This window comes from Pseudomonas sp. NFACC10-1 (assembly GCF_900119195.1).
Classification (GTDB): domain Bacteria; phylum Pseudomonadota; class Gammaproteobacteria; order Pseudomonadales; family Pseudomonadaceae; genus Aquipseudomonas; species Aquipseudomonas cerasi.
In genome coordinates this window covers 128,010-134,287 of record NZ_FPJB01000011.1, presented here as the reverse complement: position 1 = coordinate 134,287, position 6,278 = coordinate 128,010, and the positions used below count along the sequence as shown (strand labels likewise).

Here is a 6,278-nt window from a genome sequence, read left to right as displayed (position 1 = left end):
CTGCCGTTTGCCGATGGCCTCGCAGAACGCCTTGAAGCTGCCCGGTTGTTCGGGGATGGTCACCGCAATGATCGCCTCGCGGCCTTCGCCCAGTTCGGCGCGCTCGGCCACGTGACGCAAGCGGTCGAAGTTGACGTTGGCCCCTGAATCAATCGCCACCAGCGTCTGGCCGCTGACGCCGCGCTGCTCGACATATTTCTTGATCCCGGCCACGCCCAGCGCGCCGGAGGGCTCGGTGATCGAACGGGTGTCGTCGTAGATGTCCTTGATCGCCGCGCAGATCTCGTCGGTGCTGACGGTGATCACTTCATCGACATAATGGCGGCACACTTCGAAGGTGTGGTGGCCGATCTGCGCCACTGCCACGCCATCGGCAAACAGTCCGACCTGGCTCAGCACCACGCGCTCCCCGGCGGCCATCGCCGCTTGCAGGCAGTTGGAGTCGTCCGGCTCGACGCCGATCACCCTGATCTCCGGGCGCAGGTATTTCACATACGCCGCGATACCGGCAATCAGACCGCCGCCCCCGACCGGAACAAAGATCGCATCCAGCTGGCCCGGTTGCTGACGAAGAATCTCCATCGCCACAGTGCCTTGCCCGGCGATGGTGTCGGGGTCGTCATACGGATGGATGTAGACGAAGCCCTGCTCATCGACCAGCTTCAGCGAGTAGGCCAGCGCTTCCGGGAAGGAATCGCCGTGCAGCACCACGGTGGCACCCCGCGAGCGCACACCTTCGACCTTGATCTCCGGCGTGGTGCGCGGCATGACGATGGTCGCTTTGATCCCCAACTCGCGTGCCGCCAGCGCCAGGCCCTGGGCATGATTACCCGCCGATGCCGTCACCACGCCCCGTGCAGTCTGCTCTGCGGGCAATTGCGCGAGCTTGTTGTACGCGCCGCGAATCTTGAACGAGAACACCGGCTGCAGGTCTTCGCGCTTGAGCAGCACCTGATTGCCCAGCCGTTCGGACAGCTGGCGAGCGCCTTGCAGCGGCGTTTCGATGGCAACGTCGTAGACGCGGGAGGTGAGGATTTTCTTGACGTACTGTTCAAGCATCGGGGTGGCATCACTGACGAAGCGGGCAAGGTCGGGAAGTCTACTCTGCACACCGAAAGACGACCATACGAATGACAGGGCTTTGCGGCGCAGTCGCCGCTATAATGCGGGCCTTTTTGCATCCCCCTCTTCTACCTACATCAGGCACCGTGGAGCCCGCATGACCCAGGATCAACTCAAACAGGCAGTCGCTCAGGCAGCTGTCGACTTCATCCTTCCGAAGCTCGATGACAAAAGCATTGTGGGCGTCGGCACCGGCTCCACAGCCAATTGCTTCATCGACGCACTGGCAAAGCACAAGGCCGCCTTTGACGGCGCCGTCGCCAGCTCGCAAGCCACTGCGGCGCGCCTGAAGGCGCATGGCATTCCGGTCTACGAGCTGAACACGGTCAGCGACCTGGAGTTCTATGTCGACGGAGCCGACGAAAGCGACGAGCACCTGAACCTGATCAAGGGCGGCGGCGCGGCACTGACTCGCGAGAAAATCGTCGCGGCCGTGGCCAAGACCTTCATCTGCATCGCCGACGGCAGCAAGCTGGTGCCGGTACTGGGCGCGTTCCCGCTGCCGGTCGAAGTCATTCCGATGGCCCGCAGCCACGTTGCGCGACAACTGGTGAAACTGGGCGGCGACCCGGTTTATCGCGAAGGTGTTCTAACCGACAACGGCAATATCATCATTGATGTGCACAACATGAGCATCACCAATCCGGTGGAACTGGAAGCTCAGATCAACGCCATCGTCGGCGTGGTCACCAATGGCCTGTTCGCCGCCCGTCCGGCCGACCTGTTGCTGCTGGGCACCACCGAAGGCGTGAAAACCCTGACGCGCTGATAAAACCGGTCGTGCCCACGCAAGGTGGGCATGACCCTCACAGGCTCAAGGCTTGCGGAACACGTAAAACAGGTTCGGCTCGCTCACCAGATACAACGCGCCCTCTGCGTCCATAGCCATCCCTTCAGCCTGCGGCACGTCCTTGCTCAGCCCCATCGCCCCTTTTGCCAACGAGCCGCTGCCAATCGGATGACCGCTGGTGTCGAGTTCAAGAATGCGCTTCGACTCATCGGACAACGCCAGCAAATGGCCGCTGGTTTCATCGAATTGCAGGCTGGAGAGGTCACGAACCGACAGTCGGCCGTCGCGCTTGCTGTTGGAGATGACCTGCAGATTGCCGGGAGCCTCGGAGTTGGTCCTGGGAAAGCCGCGCACTTCGATGATCTGCACCGGATCACGCTCGCGGGCGACAAACAGGCGCTTGCCGACCGAATCATAGGCCAGCCCTTCATAGCCCTTGTTGCCACTGGCGGTGATGCCCAGCGTCAATTGTTCTGCCTGGGCGGCGTCCAGACTTTTGGTGTTGTCATCGACGTGAATCTGAATCAGCCGGAGCCGGCGCTCATCGCTGATCACATAAGTGCCCGGGCTGATGTATTCGACAGCCTCGGCATCACCGAACCCGACCAGCGGAATGCGCCGCAGCACACGACCGTCCAGGCCCAGCTCGACCAGTTCGGGGTTCTGGTTGGTCACCGTAAACAGGCTCTTGCGGTCCGGGTCGTAGCTCAGGCCCGAGACATCATCCTGCAGCCCGTCGATCACCTGTGCTTCGGTGACGACGCGGTACTGATCCAGGCCAATGGACTGAAGCGAGTCGGACTGCCAGAACACCTGCCAGTCGAACAGGGCACTTTCAACATAGCGGTATCGCTGATTGGCGATCACGAACACAACGATCAGGGGTACAAGGGCCAGAAGCAGGACTAAAGAGCGAGTAGAGCGACGCATGAAGGGTGACTCGGGCAGATTGAGCGGACGGGATTGATACCATGCCATCCTGAAAGCAAGCTTAATGGCATGGTGCTATATTTTTGCCGAATGTGTATCGGCGACCTGTGTAGTTGCCGTCCTGGCTCAGTGCTTGTGAAGCGCCCGGTGAAACGAATAGAACAGGTTCGGTTCGCTGACCATGTACAGCGTACCGGCCTCATCAAGGGCCACGCCTTCTGCGCGCGGAATTGTGTCCTTCAAACCGTTCATGCCGCCCAGCAGGGTCATGAAGCTTACCTGCTCGCCTTGCTCGTCGACTTCCAGCAACAAGTGCGAATCGGCAGACAGCGCGAGCATGTGGCCGGTGCGGGGGTCGATGCTCAATGACGACAGATTGCGCATGTCCAGCGAGCGACTAGACAGCGGTTGCTTGTCGCCTTTCAGCACGTCACTGCCATCACTTTTCCAGGTGTACAGCGCGGGAGGTCGCTCCTCGCCCAGTATCAGCTGCTGACGCTGTGGGTCCCAGGCGATACCTTCGAAGCCCTTGTTCTGGTTGGCAGACTTGCCCAGTTCGTACTGGGGGAAATCCGCGATGTTCAGGGTGGTGGTGTCGGCGTTCACTTTAACGATGGTCAACTTGTGTTGGCGCTCATCAGTGATCGCAATCAGGCCATCGTTCATGACGGCGACACCTTCCGGATTGCTCCAGCCCACCAGCGGGATCTTGCGCAGTACATCGCCCGTGAGCGTCAACTCCACCAGAAACGCATTTTTGCCCATGACCGCAAACAGCGTTTTGGTGACCGGGTTATAGGACAGGTCGGACGCCTCGTCCTTTTCCATGCCCGGCAGCACCTTTGCGTCGATATCCACATGGTAGTCCGGCAGCCAGATACTGGCGTGACGACCTGCCTTGCTCTCGAACCGCTCCTGAAACCAGAGCAGCGCGCGATCATCCCAATGCATGATGAAGGCCAGCCCATAGCCCAGCAAGGCAACCACCAACAACCACGAGTACCAGCGCATGTTGCGTAAGTAAGCGAAGCGTTTTTTGTTACGAGGCGGCGTTGCGGCAGTACTGGCCATTCATGTGTTCCTGAGCAAATGAGACTTCATGACGACGTGGTGCCCTTGCAGGGACGGCCGGATTATCCAGAACAGGTGTGAAAAAAACGCAAAATCGGCGGAACTATCAGTCACTCCACAGACAAAAGCCACCCGGGAGTGATCCCGCGTGGCTTTGGGTGCAGCTTGAAGATGCTGTCGGATTACCTGACGACGCTCTCGAACGGCGTCTGCCCGACCAGTTCCAGCGCGATCTGGTCGCCGGCTTCGAACGGCCCGACACCGGCAGGCGTGCCGGTCATGATCAGGTCGCCGGCCTGCAGCGAGAAGTTGGCTGCCATGTGCTGGATCATCGGCACGATCGGGTTGAGCATCATGTTGCTGTTGCCGTCTTGAACCACCTTGCCATTGAGGGTCAGGCGGATACCGATGTCCTCCAGATCAGGGAAGGTCTCGGCGGGCACGAACGGCGGAATCACCGCAGCGCCGTCGAAACACTTGGCCAGCTCCCACGGCAGGCCTTTCTCACGCAGACGCGACTGGACATCACGCAACGTCAGGTCCAGGCCGGGCGCAAAGCCGCTGATCGCGTCCAGCACTTCTTCGCGCGAAGGATTCTTGCTCAGGGGCTTGCCGATCAACACCACGATCTCGGCTTCGTAATGCACCGAACCGCGGTCTGCCGGGATAGTGAAGCCACCCTCCAGCGCAACCACCGCGCTGCCGGGTTTCATGAACAGCAGCGGCTCGGTAGGCACCGCGTTGCCCAGTTCCTTGGCGTGTTCGGCGTAGTTACGCCCGATACAGACCACTTTACCCAGCGGGAAGTGAATGTTGGTGCCATCGACATATTTGTGCTGGTAGCTCATGACGTCTCCTGAGGCTGTAAGAGGCAGCCTGCTTATTGTTGCGACGGATCAAATGGTTGCGACGGATCAAACGGCGAAGATTTTGCCGGGATTCATGATCCCGTTGGGATCGAACACCGCTTTCAACGCCTTCATGTATTCGATTTCGACCGGCGAGCGACTGTACGTTAAATAGTCACGTTTGGTCATCCCGACGCCATGCTCGGCCGAAATCGAGCCGTTGTACTTTTCGACGGTCTCGAATACCCACTTGTTGACCCGGGCACATTTGACGAAGAACTCGTCCTTGTCGAGGCCCTCGGGCTTCAGGATGTTCAGGTGCAGGTTGCCGTCGCCAATGTGGCCGTACCAGAGCACTTCGAAGTCTGGGTAGTGTTCGGCAACGATCGCGTCGATTTCAGCCAGAAACTCCGGCACTTTCGAGACAGTGACCGAGATATCGTTTTTGTACGGTGTGAAGTGCGAGATGGTTTCGGAGATGTACTCGCGCAGCTTCCACAGGTTGCGTAATTGCTGTTCGCTCTGGCTCATCACGCCGTCCAGCACCCAACCCTGCTCGACGCAGTGCTCGAAGGTCGCCAGGGCCTGATCGGCCAGGTCGTCGGTGGTCGCTTCGAACTCCAGCAACACGTAGAACGGGCATGGCGTGTCGAAAGGCGACGGCACATCACCGCGCGCCATGACCCGGGCAAAGGATTTGTCCGAGAAGAATTCGAAGGCGGTCAGGTCGAGCTTGCCGTGAAAGGCATGCAGCACCGGCATGATCGAGTTGAAGTCCGAGGTGCCCAGCACCATCGCGGTGAGGTTCTTCGGCGCACGGTCGAGGCGCATGGTCGCTTCGACGACAAAGCCCAGCGTACCTTCGGCACCGATGAACAACTGGCGCAAATCGTAGCCGGTAGCGTTCTTGATCAGGTCCTTGTTCAGCTCCAGCAGGTCGCCCTTGCCGGTGACCACCTTGAGGCCGGCGACCCAATTGCGCGTCATGCCGTAGCGAATGACCTTGATACCGCCCGCATTGGTGCCGATATTGCCGCCGATCTGGCTGGAGCCCGAAGAAGCGAAGTCGACCGGATAATAAAGGCCGCTCTCTTCAGCCAGCGCCTGTAATTGCCGGGTGATCACGCCAGGCTGACAGACCGCCGTGCGGTCGGTGAGATTCAGATCCAGCACCTGGTTCATGTAATCGAACGAGACGACCACTTCACCGTTGGCAGCCACCGCGGCCGCCGAAAGCCCGGTGCGTCCACCCGAAGGCACCAGCGCCACGAGCCGCTCATTGGCCCAGCGTACGATGGCCTGCACCTGTTCGGTGGTCTTGGGGAATACGATGGCCAGTGGCGCAGGAGTGAACTGCTTGGTCCAGTCCTTGCCGTAAGTTTCCAGAGAACCGGCATCGGTGAGTACCTTGCCGGGGTCAACCAGGGTCTGCAGCTCATCAATCAAAACGCGATCGGTCATTGAATCAACTCTCGAACGATTCATGGGCATCCTGAGAACGGTTCACGTTCGGGATG

Annotated in this window: 6 protein-coding genes; 1 reads left to right on the top strand and 5 read right to left on the bottom strand. The window is 59.9% G+C overall.

All coding sequences use genetic code 11. From position 1 onward, the window contains the following. The coding region (gene ilvA / locus BT119_RS25375) for a threonine ammonia-lyase, biosynthetic (RefSeq protein ID WP_072367108.1) at positions 1-1,059 on the bottom strand (1,059 nt) is incomplete at its 3' end. A gap of 160 nt (positions 1,060-1,219) precedes the next feature. Here ilvA and rpiA point away from each other — a divergent pair. Further along, the gene (gene rpiA, locus BT119_RS25370) at positions 1,220-1,891 is read left to right on the top strand and encodes a ribose-5-phosphate isomerase RpiA (protein WP_003343875.1); all 672 of its coding nucleotides are present in this window, start codon (positions 1,220-1,222) and stop codon (positions 1,889-1,891) included. Between the two features lie 45 nt (positions 1,892-1,936). Here rpiA and BT119_RS25365 read toward each other — a convergent pair whose 3' ends face one another. From BT119_RS25365 to BT119_RS25350, 4 genes are all read right to left on the bottom strand, one after another. Then, positions 1,937-2,842 (bottom strand): SdiA-regulated domain-containing protein, encoded by a 906-nt coding sequence (locus tag BT119_RS25365; RefSeq protein WP_175550609.1) that lies wholly within the window; start codon positions 2,840-2,842, stop codon positions 1,937-1,939. Positions 2,843-2,968: 126 nt separating this feature from the next. Further along, a complete protein-coding gene (locus tag BT119_RS25360; RefSeq protein ID WP_003372142.1) occupies positions 2,969-3,913 on the bottom strand; it encodes an SdiA-regulated domain-containing protein in 945 nt (314 codons plus the stop codon). A gap of 182 nt (positions 3,914-4,095) precedes the next feature. Further along, positions 4,096-4,761, bottom strand: coding sequence for a fumarylacetoacetate hydrolase family protein (locus BT119_RS25355; RefSeq protein WP_002555752.1), 666 nt, complete (start codon positions 4,759-4,761; stop codon positions 4,096-4,098). 66 nt (positions 4,762-4,827) lie between these two features. Further along, positions 4,828-6,222 (bottom strand): FAD-binding oxidoreductase, encoded by a 1,395-nt coding sequence (locus tag BT119_RS25350; protein ID WP_003372145.1) that lies wholly within the window; start codon positions 6,220-6,222, stop codon positions 4,828-4,830. Positions 6,223-6,278: the final 56 nt, after the last annotated feature.